This is a genomic window from Pseudomonas sp. H9 (assembly GCF_004353925.1).
Classification (GTDB): domain Bacteria; phylum Pseudomonadota; class Gammaproteobacteria; order Pseudomonadales; family Pseudomonadaceae; genus Aquipseudomonas.
Genome location: NZ_SMOK01000004.1, coordinates 70,131 through 89,803, shown reverse-complemented (window position 1 = coordinate 89,803; position 19,673 = coordinate 70,131). Strand labels below are relative to the sequence as shown.

Annotated in this window: 20 protein-coding genes; 10 read left to right on the top strand and 10 right to left on the bottom strand. The window is 60.1% G+C overall.

Annotated features, from left to right (window positions below):
- The first annotated feature begins 7 nt into the window (after window positions 1-7).
- The 7 genes from mltB (at window position 8) to E1573_RS02730 (ending at window position 6,396) form a co-directional block, all read left to right on the top strand.
- Entirely contained in the window at window positions 8-1,018 is a 1,011-nt protein-coding gene (gene mltB / locus E1573_RS02760) for a lytic murein transglycosylase B (protein WP_133210436.1), read from the top strand.
- On the top strand, window positions 1,018-2,013 hold the full coding sequence (locus tag E1573_RS02755; protein WP_133210434.1) for a septal ring lytic transglycosylase RlpA family protein: 996 nt from the start codon (window positions 1,018-1,020) through the stop codon (window positions 2,011-2,013). Before mltB ends, E1573_RS02755 begins: the two co-directional genes overlap by 1 nt.
- 134 nt (window positions 2,014-2,147) lie before the next feature.
- Entirely contained in the window at window positions 2,148-3,308 is a 1,161-nt protein-coding gene (locus E1573_RS02750; RefSeq protein WP_133210432.1) for a D-alanyl-D-alanine carboxypeptidase family protein, read from the top strand.
- Window positions 3,309-3,384: 76 nt separating this feature from the next.
- Window positions 3,385-3,657 carry a DUF493 domain-containing protein gene (locus E1573_RS02745; RefSeq protein ID WP_128323087.1) on the top strand — a complete coding sequence of 91 codons (273 nt, stop codon included), beginning with the start codon at window positions 3,385-3,387 and terminating at the stop codon, window positions 3,655-3,657.
- Window positions 3,657-4,304 carry a lipoyl(octanoyl) transferase LipB gene (gene lipB, locus E1573_RS02740; protein WP_133210430.1) on the top strand — a complete coding sequence of 216 codons (648 nt, stop codon included), beginning with the start codon at window positions 3,657-3,659 and terminating at the stop codon, window positions 4,302-4,304. Before E1573_RS02745 ends, lipB begins: the two co-directional genes overlap by 1 nt.
- 2 nt (window positions 4,305-4,306) lie before the next feature.
- Entirely contained in the window at window positions 4,307-5,305 is a 999-nt protein-coding gene (lipA, locus tag E1573_RS02735; protein WP_010222903.1) for a lipoyl synthase, read from the top strand.
- A gap of 134 nt (window positions 5,306-5,439) precedes the next feature.
- Window positions 5,440-6,396: an LD-carboxypeptidase gene (locus E1573_RS02730; protein WP_133210428.1), complete on the top strand. Its 957-nt coding sequence runs from the start codon at window positions 5,440-5,442 to the stop codon at window positions 6,394-6,396.
- 62 nt (window positions 6,397-6,458) lie between these two features.
- Here E1573_RS02730 and E1573_RS02725 read toward each other — a convergent pair whose 3' ends face one another.
- The 5 genes from E1573_RS02725 to leuS all read right to left on the bottom strand — a co-directional run bounded on the left by E1573_RS02725 (window position 6,459) and on the right by leuS (window position 12,462).
- Window positions 6,459-7,775 (bottom strand): lytic murein transglycosylase, encoded by a 1,317-nt coding sequence (locus tag E1573_RS02725; protein WP_133210426.1) that lies wholly within the window; start codon window positions 7,773-7,775, stop codon window positions 6,459-6,461.
- 61 nt (window positions 7,776-7,836) lie between these two features.
- On the bottom strand, window positions 7,837-7,992 hold the full coding sequence (arfA, locus tag E1573_RS02720; RefSeq protein ID WP_133210424.1) for an alternative ribosome rescue factor ArfA: 156 nt from the start codon (window positions 7,990-7,992) through the stop codon (window positions 7,837-7,839).
- Between the two features lie 118 nt (window positions 7,993-8,110).
- On the bottom strand, window positions 8,111-9,148 hold the full coding sequence (holA, locus tag E1573_RS02715) for a DNA polymerase III subunit delta (protein ID WP_133210422.1): 1,038 nt from the start codon (window positions 9,146-9,148) through the stop codon (window positions 8,111-8,113).
- Window positions 9,149-9,184: 36 nt separating this feature from the next.
- A complete protein-coding gene (gene lptE / locus E1573_RS02710; RefSeq protein ID WP_133210420.1) occupies window positions 9,185-9,790 on the bottom strand; it encodes an LPS assembly lipoprotein LptE in 606 nt (201 codons plus the stop codon).
- A gap of 65 nt (window positions 9,791-9,855) precedes the next feature.
- Window positions 9,856-12,462 (bottom strand): leucine--tRNA ligase, encoded by a 2,607-nt coding sequence (leuS, locus tag E1573_RS02705; RefSeq protein WP_133210418.1) that lies wholly within the window; start codon window positions 12,460-12,462, stop codon window positions 9,856-9,858.
- 238 nt (window positions 12,463-12,700) lie between these two features.
- Between leuS and E1573_RS02700 the strand changes: the two genes are divergently transcribed.
- The gene (locus E1573_RS02700; protein WP_133210416.1) at window positions 12,701-13,015 is read left to right on the top strand and encodes a hypothetical protein; all 315 of its coding nucleotides are present in this window, start codon (window positions 12,701-12,703) and stop codon (window positions 13,013-13,015) included.
- Between the two features lie 131 nt (window positions 13,016-13,146).
- Window positions 13,147-13,908, top strand: coding sequence for a YdcF family protein (locus tag E1573_RS02695; protein WP_133210414.1), 762 nt, complete (start codon window positions 13,147-13,149; stop codon window positions 13,906-13,908).
- Here the strand turns inward: E1573_RS02695 and lnt are convergent.
- The 5 genes from lnt to miaB form a co-directional block, all read right to left on the bottom strand.
- On the bottom strand, window positions 13,905-15,422 hold the full coding sequence (gene lnt / locus E1573_RS02690; RefSeq protein ID WP_133210412.1) for an apolipoprotein N-acyltransferase: 1,518 nt from the start codon (window positions 15,420-15,422) through the stop codon (window positions 13,905-13,907). The two genes, E1573_RS02695 and lnt, sit on opposite strands and share 4 nt — an antisense overlap.
- An 8-nt stretch (window positions 15,423-15,430) precedes the next feature.
- Window positions 15,431-16,270 carry an HlyC/CorC family transporter gene (locus E1573_RS02685; RefSeq protein WP_133210410.1) on the bottom strand — a complete coding sequence of 280 codons (840 nt, stop codon included), beginning with the start codon at window positions 16,268-16,270 and terminating at the stop codon, window positions 15,431-15,433.
- A 5-nt stretch (window positions 16,271-16,275) separates the two neighbouring features.
- Window positions 16,276-16,770 carry an rRNA maturation RNase YbeY gene (ybeY, locus tag E1573_RS02680; RefSeq protein ID WP_133210408.1) on the bottom strand — a complete coding sequence of 165 codons (495 nt, stop codon included), beginning with the start codon at window positions 16,768-16,770 and terminating at the stop codon, window positions 16,276-16,278.
- A complete protein-coding gene (locus E1573_RS02675; RefSeq protein ID WP_133210406.1) occupies window positions 16,763-17,764 on the bottom strand; it encodes a PhoH family protein in 1,002 nt (333 codons plus the stop codon). Before E1573_RS02675 ends, ybeY begins: the two co-directional genes overlap by 8 nt.
- Before the next feature lie 123 nt (window positions 17,765-17,887).
- Entirely contained in the window at window positions 17,888-19,216 is a 1,329-nt protein-coding gene (gene miaB, locus E1573_RS02670; protein WP_133210404.1) for a tRNA (N6-isopentenyl adenosine(37)-C2)-methylthiotransferase MiaB, read from the bottom strand.
- 129 nt (window positions 19,217-19,345) lie between these two features.
- On the opposite strand from miaB, the gene E1573_RS02665 reads away from it, so the two are divergent.
- A complete protein-coding gene (locus tag E1573_RS02665; protein ID WP_133210402.1) occupies window positions 19,346-19,672 on the top strand; it encodes a DUF1820 family protein in 327 nt (108 codons plus the stop codon).
- Window position 19,673 lies beyond the last annotated feature (1 nt).

Sequence of the window (19,673 nt, the reverse complement as noted above, 5' to 3'; positions counted from 1 at the left end):
GAATTACATGCAAGCAATGCGTGGCTGGGCTGCTCGTTGTGCGCCCTGGGTTGGCCTGTTGGGCCTGCTCGGTGGCAGCCAGCAAGCGACGGCCGGGGACTATGACGGTTCGCCTCAAGTGGCCGAATTCGTCGGTGAAATGAGCCGCGATTACGGCTTTGCCGACGAACAATTGATCGATGTGTTTCGTGACGTAAAACGCAAACAATCCATCCTCGATGCGATTTCGCGCCCGGCCGAGCGGGTAAAACCCTGGAAAGATTATCGCCCCATGTTCCTGACCGACGCCCGGGTAGCCCGTGGCGTGGATTTCTGGCGTCAGCATGAGGCAACCCTGGCCCGTGCAGAAAAGGAATACGGTGTCCCGGCTCAGGTCATCGTTTCGATCATCGGCGTGGAAACCTTTTTCGGCCGCAATACCGGCAACTACCGGGTAATCGATGCACTCTCCACCCTGGGCTTCGACTATCCGCCGCGGGCCGAGTTTTTCCGTAAGGAATTGCGTGAATACCTGCTGCTAGCCCGTGAGGAACAGGTCGATCCGCTGACGCTCAAAGGCTCTTACGCCGGTGCCATGGGGCTGCCGCAGTTCATGCCGAGCAGCTTTCGTGCTTACGCCGTGGACTTTGACGGCGACGGCCACATCAATATCTGGAACAACCCGGACGATGCCATCGGCAGTGTTGCCAGCTACTTCAAACGCCACGGTTGGGTGGGTGGTGAGCAAGTGGTCAGTCGCGCCACCGTCAGTGGCGCGCGCGTCAATGAGGGCTTGAGCCCAGGCATCGAAGCGGTCAAAACGGTCGGGGAGTTGCGGGCATTGGGCTGGTCAAGTCATGATGCGCTTCGCGATGATCTGCCGGTCACCGCTTTCCGGCTTGAAGGCGACAATGGCCCCGAATACTGGCTGGGCCTGAAAAACTTCTACGCGATCACTCGCTACAACCGCAGCGTGATGTACGCGATGGCGGTACATCAGCTATCGGACCTGCTGGTTCAAGCACGGGGCGCCAAGTAATGCGCGTATTGTTTTCTGATACATCTTTGAAGCTGATCGGCTGTGCAGCCCTGGGCTTGATGCTGGCCAGTTGCTCGTCGAGCAAGCCCGCGCAACAAAGCACCAATGTGGTGCGCGCCAAGCCAGGCCTGGACATCAACCGCGCGCACAAAGACGGCGCGCCGTGGTGGGATGTGGATGTCTCGAAGATCCCCGACGCCACGCCAACGGTGCATACCGGTAACTACAAGGCCAACCCGTACACTGTACTGGGCAAAACCTACTTCCCGATCCAGGACTCGCGTAATTACCGCGCCGAAGGCACGGCATCCTGGTACGGCACCAAATTCCACGGCCAGAACACCGCTAACGGCGAGGTCTACGACCTGTACGGCATGAGTGCGGCGCACAAGACGCTGCCACTGCCGGCCTACGTCAAGGTCACCAACCTGGACAACCATCGCAGCGTCATCCTGCGGGTGAACGACCGCGGCCCGTTCTATTCGGACCGCATCATCGACTTGTCCTATGCCGCAGCGAAAAAGCTCGGCTACGCCGAAACCGGTACGGCACGGGTGCGCGTCGAGGGGATTGACCCGAAACAGTGGTGGGCCCAGCGTGGGCAACCGGCGCCGATGGTGCTGGAGCAGCCGCAGGTTGCCCAGACCCAGGCGTTTACGCCCAACACCGGTGCCGTCGAACAATGGACACCACCACCGCAGCAGCACGCAGCGGCGGTAGTGCCCGTGCAGATCGCCAGTAACTCTGCTCAGGCCGCCAATGGTCTTTACTTGCAGGTCGGTGCCTTTGCCAACCCGGACGCCGCCGAGTTGTTGCGTTCCAAGTTGAGCGGTATGGTCAGCGCGCCGGTCTTCATCAGTTCGATCGTACGCAACCAGCAGACCCTGCACCGGGTGCGCATGGGGCCGATCAACAGCCAGGGTGAAGCCCAGCAGATGCAAGACAGTGTGCGTCTGGCCAATCTTGGCCAGCCGAAAGTCGTCACGGCAGACTGATCGGGGGGACTGGTCGGTTTGTCATGCAAGCGGGCAGAACAGCCATGTACAATGGCCGTTTTGCTCGTAAGGCCCTGCGCCTGAATACGTTTTGCCCATAAGGGCATGAGCCCATTAGCCATTTCGAGAGACGGATGAACATCACCACCTTTGCCAAACGCCTTTGCCTGCTTGTACCGCTGATGATCACCCCTGCCGCCTTCGCGGCAGAGCAGATGATGCCGTCGCCGCCGCAACTGGCAGCCAAGTCCTACGTGCTCATGGAAGCCTCCAGCGGTAATGTCCTGGTCGAGAACAATGGTGACGAGCGTTTGCCGCCAGCCAGCTTGACCAAGCTGATGACTGCCTACATTGCGACCCTGGATATCCGTCGCGGGCAAATCGGCGAGAACGACCCAGTGACCGTCAGCGAAAACGCCTGGCGTACCGGTGGTTCGCGGATGTTCATCAAAGTCGGCACCCAGGTCAGCGTCAGCGACCTGCTGCACGGCATCATCATTCAGTCGGGCAACGACGCCAGCGTGGCGCTGGCCGAGCACATCGCCGGTAGCGAAGACGCGTTCGCCGACATGATGAACAAAACGGCTACTGATCTTGGCATGACCAACAGCCACTTCATGAACCCGACCGGCTTGCCGCACCCAGAGCATTACTCGTCGGCTCATGACATGGCCGTGCTGGCTCGCGCGATCATCCACGAAGACCCGGCGCACTACGCGATCTACTCGCAGAAAGAGTTCTTCTGGAACAACATCAAGCAGCCTAACCGCAACCTGCTGCTGTGGCGTGACAAGACCGTCGACGGTCTGAAAACCGGTCACACCGACGAAGCCGGTTACTGCATGGTGTCTTCGGCTGTACGTGATGGCATGCGCCTGATTGCCGTGGTCTTCGGTACCAACAGCGAACAAGCCCGTGCTGCCGAAACCCAGAAGCTGCTGACCTACGGTTTCCGTTTCTTCGAAACCCAGACCTTCTACCAAAAGGGCACTGAGCTTGCCCAGGCTCAGGTCTGGAAAGGCGCTGCCAACCAGGTCAAGGCCGGTCTGGCCCAAGACCTGACCATGACTTTGCCTAAAGGCCAATTGAAGAAACTGGCTGCAAGCATGACCATGAACCCACAACTGACCGCGCCAATCGCCAAAGGTGACGTGATCGGTAAAGTGGAAGTCAAACTGGATGACAACGTTGTCCACAGCGCCGATCTGATCGCGCTGGATGCTGTTGAGGAAGCTGGTTTCTTCGGCCGGGTGTGGGATAGCATTCGTCTATTCTTCTACGGGCTGTTCAACTGATATCGTGACCTGCCACGCCCCCGCCAATTCACGCGGGGGCGTTGTTGTTGCCACGGCTTACGAGGCCGTTACTGCCATGACCGAAGCTGACAAATCGCACAAAATCGAATTCCCTTGCGCTGATTACCCGATCAAGGTGATCGGCGACACCGTGGTCAATTTCAAAGACACGGTGATCGAGATCCTCAAGAAGTACGCCGAGGTCGATCTCAAGACCCTGGCCGAGCGCCAGAGCAAGGAAGGCAAGTACACCACCGTGCAACTGCATATCGTCGCTACCGGCGAAGAGCAGCTGCACAACATCAACAGCGCCCTGCGTGCCACCGGCATCGTGAAAATGGTGCTGTGATGCCCGCAAGCCTCGGCTTTCGCGATCTGGGATTGTTGCCTTACGAGCCGGTGCTCGAGGCCATGCAGCGGTTTACCGACCAGCGCGGCCCTGAAACCTGCGACGAAGTCTGGTTGGTGGAGCACCCGTCGGTGTTTACCCAGGGCCAGGCGGGCAAGGCCGAGCACCTGCTGGTGCCGGGCGATATTCCGGTGGTGCAGACCGACCGGGGCGGCCAGGTGACTTATCACGGCCCTGGCCAGTTGGTAGCTTATTTGTTGTTGGATGTTCGCCGGCTGGGGTTTGGTGTGCGTGATCTGGTGTCCCGGATCGAACGCTGCCTGATCGAGTTGCTGGCCAGTTACAACGTTGAGGCGGCGGCCAAGCCTGACGCCCCTGGTGTATATGTCGACGGGGCGAAAATTGCCTCCCTCGGCCTACGGATTCGCAATGGCTGTTCTTTCCATGGCCTTGCCTTGAACGTGGACATGGACCTTGCGCCATTCCGCCGGATTAATCCCTGCGGGTATGCGGGGCTGGCAATGACCCAGCTGCGTGACCATGCAGGTTCAATCGAACTCTCTGAGGTAAGGGCAAGGCTGCGCGGGCAGCTGGTCAAGCACCTCGACTATGCTGAGCAGACGACCCTTACGGGCGGAATATTCTGAATATGACTACTGTTGTGCAAGAACCAGTGCAAAGTGTGACGCCGGCGCCGCGGCCGAAGGTCGAGGCGGGTGTCAAATTGCGTGGCGCGGAAAAAGTCGCGCGTATCCCGGTAAAGATCATCCCTACCGACGAACTGCCAAAGAAACCTGACTGGATTCGCGTGCGCATCCCGGTTTCGCCGGAAGTCGACCGTATCAAGCAGCTGCTGCGCAAACACAAGCTGCACAGCGTTTGTGAAGAAGCCTCTTGCCCGAACCTGGGCGAATGCTTCTCCGGTGGTACCGCCACGTTCATGATCATGGGTGACATCTGCACCCGTCGCTGCCCGTTCTGCGATGTTGGCCACGGACGTCCGAAGCCTCTGGATGTCGACGAGCCGAAGAACCTGGCGGTCGCCATTGCCGATCTGCGCCTGAAGTATGTGGTGATCACTTCGGTAGACCGTGACGACCTGCGTGACGGTGGTGCCCAGCACTTTGCCGACTGCATTCGTGAAATCCGTGCGTTGTCGCCGGGCGTCCAGCTGGAAACCCTGGTGCCAGACTACCGTGGTCGTATGGACGTGGCACTGGCGATCACCGCCGAAACGCCGCCGGACGTGTTCAACCACAACCTGGAAACCGTACCGCGCCTGTACAAGGCTGCGCGTCCGGGCTCTGACTACCAGTGGTCGCTGACCCTGCTGCAGAAGTTCAAGGAGCTGGTGCCGCACGTACCAACCAAATCCGGTTTGATGCTGGGCTTGGGCGAAACCGACGAAGAAGTGATCGAAGTGATGCACCGCATGCGCGAGCACAATATCGATATGCTGACCCTGGGCCAGTACCTGCAGCCATCGCGCAGCCACTTGCCCGTGCAGCGCTTCGTGCACCCGGACACCTTTGCCTGGTTCGCCGAAGAAGGCTACAAAATGGGCTTCAAAAACGTTGCTTCCGGCCCGCTCGTACGTTCCTCGTACCATGCTGACCAGCAGGCACACGAGGCCAAGATCAAGCTCTGATCCTGGCTGTGCTCAATGCCGGTGCCTGCTTGCCAGCGGCACCGGCATTTTTGTTTCCGGTATTTTTTCCACACGCTATTTGACCTTCAGCGGTACTAAGGTTGATGCTCACGTCCGAACAAGGAGCCGTCTGGATGAATCTTCCTATCGATCACAGGCCTGAGCTGCATTCAGGCTGTTCAATGCTGCCCAAGGCGCTGCCCGCCGATGGCCGTATTGCCATCATCGCACCGGCTGGGCCGGCCTCTCTCGATACGCTCAAGGCAATCGAGTGGTTTGAGGGCCGTGGTTATCGCTGCCGGATCTACCCTGGAGTGATCGAGGCTGAAGGTTATTTGGCCGGGCGCGATCAGTGTCGGCTGGATGACCTGCATGCAGCATTCGCCGCAACTGATGTCGATGCGATCATTTGTCTGCGCGGTGGCTACGGCAGCATGCGCCTGCTGGACGAGTTGGATTTCGAGCTGTTGCGCAATAACCCCAAGCCGTTGGTGGGGTACAGCGACATCACTGCGTTGCACAGTGCCATTGCCCGGCATGCTGGTTTTGTGACCTTTCACGGGGCGATGCTCAAGTCTGATCTGCTGGCAAATAAGCAAGCGCCAACCCTTGCTTCACTGTTCGAGCTGCTCAGTGGACGTTTAAGGTGTGATGACGTGATTGAGCATCCTCAGGCCTACCCGCTGAGCACTATCGTCTCTGGCGCCGCCTCAGGACGGCTGCTGGGCGGTAACCTGGCCATGCTGTGTGCAACCTTGAGTACCCCGGCAGAACTGCACAGCCAGGATGGCATCCTGTTTATCGAGGATGTGAACGAGCCGCTATACCGCATTGATCGCCTGCTGACTCAGTTGCGACTTGCTGGCAAGTTCGAGGGGCTGCGCGGGGTTTTGGTGGGGGATGTGGCCGGGCTGACAGTGGAGGGGTTGACGCCGCTGCTGCGAGAGATGTTCGAACCGCTGCGGATTCCGGTGCTGGCGGGGTGGCGCAGTGGCCATTGCGACCCCAACATCACCTTGCCACTGGGGTCTCAGGTGCATCTGGATGCTGATCGCCAGTGTTTGAGCCTGAGGCAGGATCTGTTTGTTTGAATGCGATCGCGGGGCAAGCCCGCTCCCACCAGACCGTGGGAGCGGGCTTGCCCCGCGATTATTCAACGCTGGCGCAGGTTATCCAGCAGCTTATGGGTCGGATAGCCATCTGCTGGCCAGCCCAGCGCTTGCTGTGCACTGCGAATGGCCTTGCGGGTGTTGGCGCCGATAATGCCGTCGGCGGCACCTGCGTCGTAGTTCTTCGCGCTGAGCAGTGTCTGCAACTCCACACGTTCACTGCGGCTCAAGGGCAGGTCATCTTTCGGCCAGCTGCCAGCGATGTAGCCAGAACCGGAGAAGCGTTGACTGAGCAAGCCAACTGCCATGGCATAGGACGACGAATTGTTGTACTTGAGAATGGCGCGGAAGTTATCCAGTACCAGGAAGGCGGGGCCGCGATAACCTGCAGGTAGCAGCAGGGCAGCGGACAGTTGCTCGCTACCCGCAGGCAGGCGCACACCGGCGGGTAATTTCAGGCCCAGCTGCATCCATTCCGACACGGTCTTGCGCTGGCTACCATCGGCCAACCAGTAATCGAAGCCCGGTGCCAGTTGTACTTCGAAGCCCCAAGGTTCGCCACGCTTCCATCCAGAGCTTTGCAGGTAGTGGGCAGTAGAGGCCAGGGCATCGGCAGAGCTGTTCCAGATGTCTCGACGACCATCACCATCGAAGTCCACTGCGTGGGTGTTGTAGGTGGTGGGGATGAACTGGGTCTGGCCCATGGCGCCGGCCCACGAGCCCTTCATGGCATCGGGCTGGATGTCGCCGTTTTGCAGGATTTGCAGGGCTGCAATCAACTGCGCCTGGGCAAAGGCCGGGCGACGGCCTTCATAGGCGAGGGTGGCCAGGGAGCGGATTACCGACTTGCTGCCCTGGAATTGGCCGAAGTTGCTTTCCATACCCCACACCGACACCAGCACATCGCGGTCAACGCCATAGCGTTGTTCGATCTGGCTCAGCAGTGCGGCGTGTTTTTCCAGCAGGGCTTTACCGTTGCGCACGCGCACCGGTGACAACGCGCCGTCGAGGTATTCCCAGACAGGGCGGGTGAATTCCGGTTGGCTACGGTCGGCTTTGACTACATCCATATCGGGGGTGACCCCGAGGAACGCGCGATCAAAGGTGCCAGCGTTAATGCCCGCTTGCAGGGCTTGCTGGCGGAAGCCGGCTTGCCATTGGGCAAATGTTTGCAGCGGCTGAATTTCAGTGCTGGTGTCGACGGCGGGGTTCGGTACGGTCACCACCGGAGCAGGCTGGGCAGGGGCCAGCGGCAGCGCATCGGCGGCAGTGGGCTTTTCCGCGCAGGCGACAAGCAGGATGAGGCTGGAGGCAGCAATCAGCTGACGAGGTTGCCAGCGATGGGAAAGACAAAAGGGCATGCACAGGTCCAGGTATTTCAGTTCAGGTGTCGACCATACCATGCCTGTCGAATTCTTGCTTTTATGCGGCCAAAAAGTAAGAAGCCTCCCAATCTCTCGATTGGAAGGCTTCGCGGCGGTAGCTGCCTTTGCCTTTACCCGGGCGTTCCTGGCGGCAGCGGAACAAGGGTTGGGCAACAATGGATTTGGCCTTGTTGGGCCGGGACTTTTTGCTCATGGCAGGGGCTCCGTTGGCGGGTTTGGGGGCAATATAGGGGTGAAGTTGTCGCGGGGCAAGCCCGCTCCTACAGGTGTTGATCAATCTCTGTGGGAGCGGGCTTGCCCCGCGATTGGTATCACTCTGCTGGCAATGGCAGCCGCTGCCCAGCCATCAGCAACGACAACCGTGCCAGGCTGGTCCAGGGCGAGCCCTGAGCCTGGCCTTTGATTTGCGCATCGATGCGCTGGGCGTCTTGCAGCAGCTGGCTCCAGCGCTGCGCCGAGAGGCGTTGCAAGGCCTTGCTCATCAGTGGCTTGCGCTTGTCCCAGACCGGCGGTCGGGCCTGGCTGAAGGCTTTGTCCAGCGGCACGCCTTGGCTGAATTGCTGGGCAAGGCCAGCCAGTACACGTAGCTCGCGGGCCAAGGCCCAGAGAATTACCGGTGGTTCAACCCCTTCGCCACGCAGGCCTTCCAGCATGCGCAGGGCATGAGCGGCTTCGCCGTTGAGAATGGCATCGACCAGGCCGAATACATCAAAACGCGCACTGTCAGCTACGGCCGCTTGTACCGTTTCGACAGTGATCTGATTGCCTTCAGCCAACAGCTTGAGCTTTTCGATCTCCTGAGCAGCCGCCAGCAGGTTTCCCTCAACGCGTGCGGCAATCAGGTCGACTGCATCGCGCTGGGCAGACAACCCGGCCTGGGTCAGGCGTTGGTTGATCCATTGCGGCAGTTGCTGGGCATCGACAGGCCAGATCTGCACGAATTGGACGTGCTGCCCTTCGACCAGCGCCTTGCCCCATTTGGTTTTCTGCGCACTGCCATCGAGCTTGGGCAGGCTGATCAGCAGTAGGGTGTCTTCTGCAGGGCGCGAGCAGTATTCGATCAGCGCCGCAGCGCCTTTGTCACCTGGCTTGCCGGATGGCAGGCGCAACTCCAGCAGGCGGCGTTGAGCGAACAAAGACAGACTGGCGCCAGCCTGGAGCAGGGTACCCCAGTCGAAGTTGGCGTCGGCACTGAACACCTGACGCTCGTCGAAGCCTTGTTGACGTGCAGCAGCGCGGATCGCGTCGGCGGCTTCCTGGCAGAGCAGCGGGTCATCACCGCTGATCACGTAGACCGGCGCCAAGGTGCCTTGCAGGTGTTTGCTGAGTTGGGCGGGGGCGAGTTTCATGAGGGCAGGCGGGGCACCGAAGTGCCCCGTTCAGGCTCAGTTGATCGGCAGTTGCAGTGGCGACTGCTGAGGCGTTTCGTCTTGAGCGCGACGAGCGGCTTCTACGGCTTCAGCTTCAGCCTTGGCACGGGCATCGGCTTCTTGCTGCAGCTGGTCGAGCTGGCTTGGGGTCAGCAGTTGCAGGCGAACCATCATGCTCTGCACCAGGTCACGACGCATTTCCTCGCGGGTTTGTGCTGCGTCCTGGTCACCGCCGGTGATGTTGTTGCCGTCGTAGACGTAGACCTTGCGGACTTCGAGCTTGTCGTTCAGCAAGTTGGTGTTGTTCAAGCCATTGATGCTGTAGCTCAGCACGGTGGTCAGCTCATACTCGGCGGTGCTGCCGGAGCCGGAGTAGGTGGCTGCGCGCTGGGATTCGGCTTCGTTGGTCAGAACCAGTCGGTACGGTGCGCCAGTGTGTACATTGACGCCGCTGTTTTTCAGGGCCTGACGCAGTTGGGTGACAGTCTCGCCGTAGGCGTTGCGTGCGCTGACGTCCAGTTCCTTGATGCTCAGTTCACTGTTGCCGGTACCACGCAGCTGGAAACCGCAGGCGCTGAGCATGACAGCCAGGCCCATTACCAGCAGATTGCGTTTGATCATCTTGTTGCTCCCTTGTGGGCCGATTCTGTGCACCGGCCCGCGGTTCAGACGGGCCGGTATTCCTGTCAGTTGGCGACGATGTTGACCAGCTTGCCCGGTACCACGATGACCTTGCGGATGCTCAGGCCTTCGGTGAAGCGCAGCACGTTCTCGTTGCTGCGCGCCGCCGCTTCGACTTCTTCACGGCTTGCGCCGGCTGGCATTTCGATCTGCCCGCGCAATTTGCCGTTGACCTGAATGACCAGCACGATGCTGTCCTGAACCAGAGCGCTTTCGTCTACTGCCGGCCAGCCAGCATCGATCACCGCACCCTGGTGGCCCAGGCGATGCCACAGCTCGTGGCTGATGTGCGGGGTGATCGGGGCCAGCAGCAAGGCGACGGCTTCCAGGCCTTCCTGCAGCAGGGCGCGGTCTTGTTCGCTGGCTTGCGGAGCCTTTTCCAGCACGTTCATCAGGGTCATCACTTGGGCGATGGCAGTGTTGAACTTGTGGAACTGGCCGACGTCGATGCTGGCTTGTTTGATCGCTGCATGAGTGGCGCGGCGGATCACTTTCTGTGCGTCGTCCAGGCTAGCCACATCCAGCTTGCCTGGCAGGCCCTGGCTGACATGAGCCTGGGCCAGACGCCATACGCGACGCAGGAAGCGGCTAGCACCTTCGACGCCGGAGTCGGACCATTCCAGGCTCATGTCGGGCGGCGAGGCGAACATCATGAACAGACGGCAGGTGTCGGCGCCATAGGCTTCGATCATCGCCTGCGGGTCAACGCCGTTGTTCTTGGACTTGGACATCTTCTCGGTGCCGCCGATCTCGACCGGCAGGCCGTCGGTTTTCAGGCGGGCGCCGATGATCTTGGCCTTGGCGTCACGCTCGACTTCGACGTCAGCCGGGTTGAACCAGTCTTTACCGCCGTTGCTGGCAACACGGTAGTAGGTTTCGGCAACGACCATACCCTGGGTCAGCAGGTTCTTGAACGGCTCGTTGGAGGTCACCAGGCCTTCATCGCGCATCAGCTTGTGGAAGAAGCGCGCGTACAACAGGTGCAGGATCGCGTGTTCGATACCACCGATGTACTGGTCGACGGGCAGCCAGTGGTTGGCCGCTTTCGGATCGACCAGGCCACCCTCGTAGTTTGGCGAGGCGTAGCGGGCGAAGTACCAGGACGATTCGACGAAGGTGTCCATGGTGTCGGTTTCACGCTTGGCCGCCGTGCCGCATTTCGGGCAGGTGCACTCGTAGAACGCTGGCATGCGCGCCAGTGGCGAACCGGCACCATCGGGTACCACATCTTCAGGCAGGGTGACCGGCAGTTGATCTTCAGGTACCGGCACATCGCCACAGGATGGGCAGTGGATGATCGGGATCGGGCAGCCCCAGTAGCGCTGACGGCTGATGCCCCAGTCGCGCAGGCGGAACTGGGTGCGCGACTTGCCAAGTTCTTTCTTGATCAGTGCCACTTCGATGGCATCGAATGCGCCTGGGAAGTCCAGGCCGTCGAATTCACCGGAGTTGATCAGAACGCCGTGCTCGCCGCAGGCAGCATCCCACTCGGCAGCGACTTCGTCGCCCAGGCTGGTGCGCACCACTGCTTTGAACGGCAGGTTGTACTTCTTGGCAAACTCAAAGTCACGCTCGTCGTGAGCCGGAACTGCCATTACTGCGCCATCGCCGTAGTGCATCAGCACGTAGTTGGCGACCCATACCGGCAGTTTTTCGCCGGTCAGTGGGTGCTCGACGAACAGCGAAGTGGCCAGGCCTTTTTTCTCCTGGGTGGCGACGTCGGCTTCGGCGACGCTGCCGCTCTTGCACTCGTCGATGAACGCCTGCAGCTGCGGGTTGCCTTGAGCAGCCTGGGTGGCCAGCGGGTGTTCAGCCGCGACGGCGACATAAGTGGCACCCATCAGGGTATCAGGACGGGTGGTGAAGACTTTCAGCGCCCCGGCGTGGCCAATGCTGGCCTGATCGTAAGGGAACTGGACTTCCATGCCACGGGACTTGCCGATCCAGTTGCGCTGCATGGTCTTGACCTGTTCAGGCCAGCCCGGCAACTCGTCGAGGCTTTCCAGCAGCTCGTCGGCATAGTCGGTGATCTTGAAGTAGTACATCGGGATTTCGCGCTTCTCGATCAGCGCGCCCGAACGCCAGCCACGGCCGTCGATGACCTGCTCGTTAGCCAGTACGGTCTGATCGGCCGGGTCCCAGTTCACGGTACCGTTTTTACGGTAGATCACGCCTTTTTCGAACAGGCGGGTGAACAGCCACTGTTCCCAGCGGTAGTAATCCGGTTTGCAGGTGGTGACTTCGCGCGACCAGTCGAATGCCAGGCCCAGGCTCTTGAGCTGGGTCTTCATGTATTCGATGTTTTCGTAAGTCCATTTTGCCGGCGCGACGTTGTTCTTCATCGCGGCGTTTTCAGCCGGCATGCCAAAGGCGTCCCAACCCATGGGTTGCAGGACGTTCTTGCCCTGCATGCGCTGGTAACGGGCGATCACGTCACCGATGGTGTAGTTGCGCACGTGGCCCATGTGTAGCTTGCCGCTTGGGTACGGGAACATCGATAGGCAGTAGTAGGACTCCTTGCCTGGCTGTTCACTGACTTCAAACGACTTTTGCTCATCCCAGTACGTCTGGGCGGCGGCTTCGATTTCGCGGGGCTGATAGAGTTCGTGCATGGCTACTTTGCGCTTAGAAATGGGAGACCTTATCCAGGCAGCGGAAAAAACGCTGCATCGGCAATCCGGTGTCAAAATGGTGAACGGCCTAGCATACATGACCCCTGTCCATCGAGGGAAACCCTGATTGCACCGCCTGTGCGGCTGCGGGCCGTTGGTCGCAGCGCCCGGCTGCTTTTGCGAGTGACGCTAAGCTCACTTGTGGGGGGAGATATTTTATCTTCAATGAGGTGAACGGATGGGAGATTCACAGCTTCACGTAACAAAACCGGAGCTTTACGAACGCCTGATCGATCGCTTGGGGTTGGCCTTGGAAGTGGCCAAAACCTCGGTTCGATTGCGCGATGAAGTGCCTGCTGAATTGGAACTGCGTGGCCTTAGCCGCGCTGAATTCGATGTAATCAAGGCCTATCTGGACTCCCTTCCAGAAGGCAGGCATGGATGCTCTGGCGCACAGCTAACGGAGCCGTCACCTTCGGCCAGTGTGGTCTGGCTCAAGGACAAGAAGCGCTCCACCCCCACGGCAAAATCCAGGGCGCTGCAGTTCAAATAGTCGTCCGGATTTCCAGGCGCAATGCGGAGTGCGCTCTCTTTGGAAATGTTCCTGAAACCAGATGATCGGCATCTGACTATTGTTGCCAGGTGTCGATCCTCTTAGGCTGCGCATCTCCAAGGAGGTGCCGTGTGCCCATTCGCTATTTGATCAAACAAATGATCCTGCCGCCCGGGGTGTTGTTCCTGCTGTTGATAGCAGCCTGGTGGTTACGTCGTTCCTGGCCGCGACTGTCTGCCCTGTGCTTTGTTCTGGGGCTGGGTGGCTTGTGGGCGATGAGCCTGCCGATTGTCGTCGAGCGCAGTGCGCGTTTACTGGAAACCGAATCCGCCTTGAGCCAGCAGCAATGGGCGCACCTTGCTGAACAGGCTGACGCCATCGTTATTCTGGGGGCAGGGCGCGAGCGGGGTGATCTGGCCTGGGATTCCGTTGATCAACCCACCGGTGTGGCCATGGAGCGCATGCGGTATGCCGCGCAGTTGGCCAAAGCCTCAGGTTTACCCTTGCTGACCACCGGTGGCTTGCATTACGGCACACCACCCAGCGAAGCCCAGTTGATGGCCGATGCCCTGCAGCGCGATCTGGGGGTAAGTGTGCGCTGGAAGGAAGAGCGCAGTCACACCACCTGGGAAAACGCCCAGATGAGTGCTCAGATCTTACTGCCGGAGGGTATCAAGCGCGTGGTGGTGGTGACTCAGGCATGGCATATGCCGCGCTCGCGCTGGAGCTTCGAACAAGCGGGGTTTACCGTGGTACCGGCCCCAGTGGGCTTTCTGGGGCGTGACCATGCCCGGCCGTTCGGAGGCTGGCTGCCAGAGAGCAAATCTATCTGGCAGAGCGGCCAACTGCTCAATGAGGCAGTCGGCCTGCTCGGTTACCGGGTGTTCTACTAGACGGTTTTGGCTACCCGGCTGGCCAACAGCGCCCAGCCGAATAGCAGGACGCAGACAATCACCAGCGGCCAGGAGCGCCACTCCAGGTACGGCGTGAGTTTCTGCATCGGTACCACTTCACCGTAAAGGATGCCGCGCTCGAACTGCGGGATCTGCGCGGTGATGCGGCCGAATGGATCGATCAGGCCGGTGACGCCGTTGTTGGTGGCGCGAATCATCCAGCGGCCGGCCTCCAGTGCGCGCATCTGGGCCATCTGCAGGTGTTGCAGCGGGCCGATCGAGGTGCCGAACCAGGTGTCGTTGCTGATGGTCAGGAGGATGTCGCTGCGTGCAGCCAGGCTGGCCGCGAATTCCGGATAGACCACTTCGTAGCAGATATACGGTGCAATCTGATATCCCTTGGCCTGCAGCAGGGGCTGGTCTGCCGGGCCGCGGGCAAAGTCCGACATCGGCAAGTCGAAGAAGGCGATCAGGCCACGGAGCATGTCTTGCAAGGGGACGTACTCGCCGAAAGGCACCAGCTTCTGTTTCAGATATGTGCCGTCGCCTTCGCCGGTTACCGTGATGCCGTTGTAGTAGCGACGTTGCTGATGCACCACTTCACGTACTGGCACACCGGTGATCAGCGCGGAATGACGGTCGGCGGCGAAGCTGCCCATCATGTCCAGATAGCCTTGGGCCTGCTCTTTTAGCACAGGAACCGCTGTTTCCGGCCAGACCAGCAGATCAACTGGCTTGGAACTGAAGCTCATGTCCCGGTACAAGGCCAGTTGGGCATTGACGTGCTCGGGGTTCCACTTAAGTTCCTGCTCGATGTTGCCTTGCAGAGCGGCAACCGTCAGCGGCTTACCGGCAGGTTCGGTCCAGGCGTGGTTTTTGAGACTCAAACCCACCAACCAGGGCGCGACCAACAATACGATCGCCACTGCCAGGAACGGCTTGCGCGCGCGCAGACGCGGCAAGTTGCATAGCAGGGCGGCGCAAAGCGCAATACAGAAGGAGATCAGCCACATGCCACCAACCGGGGCCAGGCCGGAAAGTGGGCCGTCGAGTTGACTGTAACCGGAGTACAACCACGGGAAGCCGGTGAGGAACCAGCCGCGGAAGGCTTCCTGGCCAACCCACAGCGCGGCGAAGCACAAGGCGTCGGCCAGTGGTGCTTCGTTGCGCCGCAGCCAGCGTGCCCAAAGCCAGGCAGGCAGGGCAAAGAACCAGGCAATGGCGGCGAAGAATGCCACCAACAGGCCGGTTGCCAGTAGAGGCGTAGCGCCGCCATAGGTGTTGATGCTGACGTAGATCCAGCTGGTGCCTGCGGCATACAGGCCGAAGCCGAAACACCAGCCTCGGCCCAGCGCCTGGCGTGGGCTCAGCTCACGCAGACCGAGGTAGAACAAACCCGCCGCCAGCAATGCCAGCGGCCAGATGTCGAACGGCGCCAGCGCCAGGGTGGTGATTGCACCGGCCGCCACGGCCAGCAGGTTACCGGGCCAGCCGGGGCGGGTGATCCAGCGCATGGTTGTCCTTAACGGGTGATAGGGGTCAGTCGCAGCAAGTGGATCCGGCGGCTGTCGGCATTGAGAATGCGGAAGCGGTAAGGGCCGATTTCGGTGGTCTCGTTACGTTTTGGCAAGTGGCCAAAGGCGCTCATGACCAGGCCGCCAACCGTGTCGAACTCATCGTCAGAGAACTGGCTGTCGAAGAACTCGTTGAAGTTTTCGATTGGCGTCAGTGCCTTGATCAGGAAGTCGCCGCTGGGCAATGGCTTGATGTAGCTGTCTTCCTCGACGTCGTGTTCGTCTTCGATGTCGCCGACGATCTGTTCGAGCACGTCTTCGATGGTCACCAGGCCCGCCACACCGCCGTATTCGTCAATGACGATGGCCATGTGGTTGTGGTTGGCGCGGAACTCGCGCAGCAGCACGTTCAGGCGCTTGGACTCGGGCACGAAGGTGGCCGGGCGCAGCAGGTCTTTGATGTTGAAACTGCCGCCGTTCTCTTTGAGGATCAGGGGTAGCAGGTCTTTGGCCAGCAACACACCCAGCACATCGTCATGGCTTTCGCCGACTACCGGGTAGCGCGAGTGCGCAGCGTCGATCACCGCTGGCAGGAACTCGCGAGGCGACTGCGTGGCCTTGATGCTGATCATTTGCGAGCGCGGGACCATGATGTCGCGTACTTGCAGGTCGGCAACCTGGATGGCGCCTTCAACGATGGTCAGCGCCTCGCTGTCGAGCAGTTTGTTCTGATGGGCTTCGCGCAGCAGCTCAAGGAGCTCCTGGCGGTTTTTCGGCTCATGGGCAAAAGCCTGGGTCAGTTTGCCCAGCCAGGACTTTTGCCCGTTGCTCGATCGATCTTCGCTCATGGCGGTTACTCGTGATCCTTGCAGATATCAGTGTGGGATGTGTCGTGTTCGTCGTCGGCGTAAGGGTCCGGATGACCCAATTCAGCCAGCAATTCTCGTTCCAGGGCTTCCATTTCTTCGGCCTCATCGTCATCGATGTGGTCGTAGCCCAGCAGGTGCAGGCAGCCATGAATGACCAGATGCGCCCAATGTGCCTCCAGCGACTTGCCCTGTTCGGCAGCTTCGCGCTCGACCACAGCGATGCAGATCACCAGGTCGCCCAGCAGCGGGATGTCGAGCATGTCGTCGGGGACGTCGGCCGGGAAAGACAGCACATTGGTGGCGTAGTCTTTGTGCCGGTAGGTGTGATTGAGCTCACGGCCTTCGGCCTCGTCCACCAGGCGGATGGTCATTTCCGAATCGGCCGTGCGCTGGCGCAGGGCCAGCTCACACCATTGGCGGAACTGTTCTTCACGTGGGTGCGGGGCATCGCTTGCCAGCTGTAGATCGAGTTCAAGCATCGCGTTTAATGCCTTCGCCAGATTCTTGCGGGCGGTTGTCAAAGCGCTCGTAGGCCTCGACGATGCGTTGCACCAGTGGGTGGCGAACCACATCTTTGGGCTGGAAGTGGGTGAAACTGATGCCTGGCACGTCTTTGAGCACTTCAATCACGTGCGACAGGCCCGATTTGGTGCCGCGTGGCAGGTCGACCTGAGTGATGTCGCCGGTGATGACTGCGGTGGAGCCGAAACCGATACGGGTCAGGAACATCTTCATTTGTTCGACCGTGGTGTTCTGGCTCTCATCGAGGATGATGAAGCTATTGTTCAGAGTGCGACCGCGCATGTAGGCCAGCGGCGCAATCTCGATGACCTGGCGCTCGATCAGTTTGGCCACATGCTCGAAGCCGAGCATTTCGTACAAGGCGTCGTACAGCGGGCGTAGGTACGGGTCGATTTTCTGGGCCAGGTCGCCAGGCAGGAAGCCGAGCTTTTCGCCCGCTTCTACCGCCGGGCGCACCAGCAGAATGCGGCGCACCTGCTCACGCTCCAGGGCGTCGACTGCACAGGCCACTGCCAGGTACGTTTTGCCGGTACCCGCCGGGCCAATGCCGAAGTTGATGTCGTTAGCGAGGACTTCCTTCACGTAACGCTGCTGATTCACCCCGCGTGGGCGAATCGTGCCCTTGCGTGTACGCAGAGACACACTGACTTCGTTGACGGCTGGATGCTCCAGCTGTTCGACCGCAGACTCCTGCAGGAACAGGTGAACCATTTCCGGCGACAGCTCGGTGGCCTTGGCCTCGCGATAGAGGCGGCGCAGCAGTTGCTCGGCAGAGGAGGTGTGCTTGGGTTCGCCGATCAATTCGAACTGATTGCCGCGGTTGCGGATTTCGATAGCCAGGCGCTGCTCGATCAAGCGCAAATGCTCGTCGAACTGCCCGCACAGATTGGCGAAGCGATGGGCCTCGAAGGGTTCGAGGATGAAACGATGAGGTTCTATGGGTGCGTTCAAGGTCGTTTTTCAGCCGCCCAACGGCAATGGAGATGGACTCAAGGATAACCCTAGCCGCTGCAGGGCGAAAGCGCTGAAACGATCAAGGGTCGCCGGGCCTGTAATCAGGCCCGGTAGGACAGGTTACTGCGCCAGCGAACCGAACAGCGAATGCGGGCGGGCGTCGTCGATGTGAATATCGACGAACTGGCCGATCAGCTTCGGATTGTCGCAGCGGAAGTTGACGATACGGTTATTCTCGGTGCGCCCCTGCAGTTGGCCGGGGTCGCGGCGCGAGTAGTCGGTGACCAGAATGCGCTGGATCGTCCCGACCATTTGTCGGCTGATCTCGAAGCCTTGGGTATCGAGGCGGTGCTGCAGGGCTTTGAGCCGCTCCTTTTTCACCTCTTCCGAGGTGTCGTCGGGCAGGTCGGAGGCCGGGGTGCCCGGACGCTGGCTGTAGACGAACGAGTAGGAGAAATCGAAGCCAACCTCGGCAACCAGCTTCATGGTTTGCTCAAAGTCTTTCTCGGTTTCGCCGGGGAAGCCAACGATGAAGTCCGAGCTGATGCAGATACCCGGTACGGCTGCCTTGAGTTTGCGCAGCTTGGACTTGTACTCAAGGATGGTGTGGTTGCGTTTCATGGCTGCCAGCACGCGGTCGGAGCCTGACTGCACCGGCAAGTGCAGGTGTTTGACCAGCTCGGGAACCTCGGCGTGGGCCTGGATCAGGCTGTCGGAGAATTCCAGCGGGTGCGACGTGGTGTAACGGATACGGTCGATGCCATCGACGGCAGCTACCACGCGGATCAGCTCGGCCAGGTCCGCCAGGCGACCGTCGTGGGTCTGACCGCGATAGCCGTTGACGTTCTGCCCCAGCAGGGTGATTTCACGCACGCCGTTTTCGGCCAGGTGGATGACTTCAGACAAGACATCGTCGAACGGCCGGCTGACTTCTTCGCCGCGGGTGTACGGCACCACACAGAAGGTGCAGTACTTGCTACAGCCTTCCATGACCGAGACATAGGCGGTTGGCCCGTCGATGCGGGGCTCGGGCAGGTGGTCGAACTTTTCGATTTCCGGGAAAGAGACATCCACCTGAGGCAGGCGGGTGGTGCGTGCGGCATCGATCATTTCCGGCAGGCGGTGCAAGGTTTGCGGGCCAAACACCACGTCAACGTACGGCGCACGCTTACGGATGGATTCGCCTTCCTGGCTGGCCACGCAACCACCGACGGCGATCACCATGTCAGGGTTCTGGTCTTTCAGTTCACGCCAGCGGCCCAGCTGGGAGTACACCCGGTCTTGGGCTCGCTCGCGGATCGAGCAGGTGTTGAGCAGGATCACGTCGGCGTCTTCGGCCCGCGCTGTGACCTCCAGGGCTTGATGTTCACCCAGCAAGTCGACCATGCGCGAGCTGTCGTACTCGTTCATTTGGCAACCGTGGGTTTCGATGTAAAGCTTCTTGGCCATGGGAGATCATCAGGTAATTCGAAGAACCGCACATTATAGGGGGGAGGTGCGGCGGATCCTAGCGTTCTCGGATTGGGGGCTATGTTATAGTTTGCGCTTTCTTTACAACCTGTGACTGTCCCCGCCGAAATGAGCAAACGCGAAGCGCCTATCTACAAAGTAATCTTTCTCAATCAGGGTCAGGTGTTTGAGATGTATGCCAAGCAGATCTACCAGAGTGATCTGTGGGGCTTCCTTGAAATCGAAGAGTTTGTCTTCGGTGAGCGCACCCAGGTGGTGGTTGACCCGAGCGAAGAAAAGCTCAAGGCTCAGTTCGAAGGCGTGACGCGCAGTTTTGTGCCGATGCACTCGATCGTGCGCATTGATGAAGTCGAACGCTTGGGCACTCCGAAGATCAGCGAAGCCCGTGGTGTCAGCAACGTGATGCCGTTTCCGATGCCAATGCCGGAAAAATAAC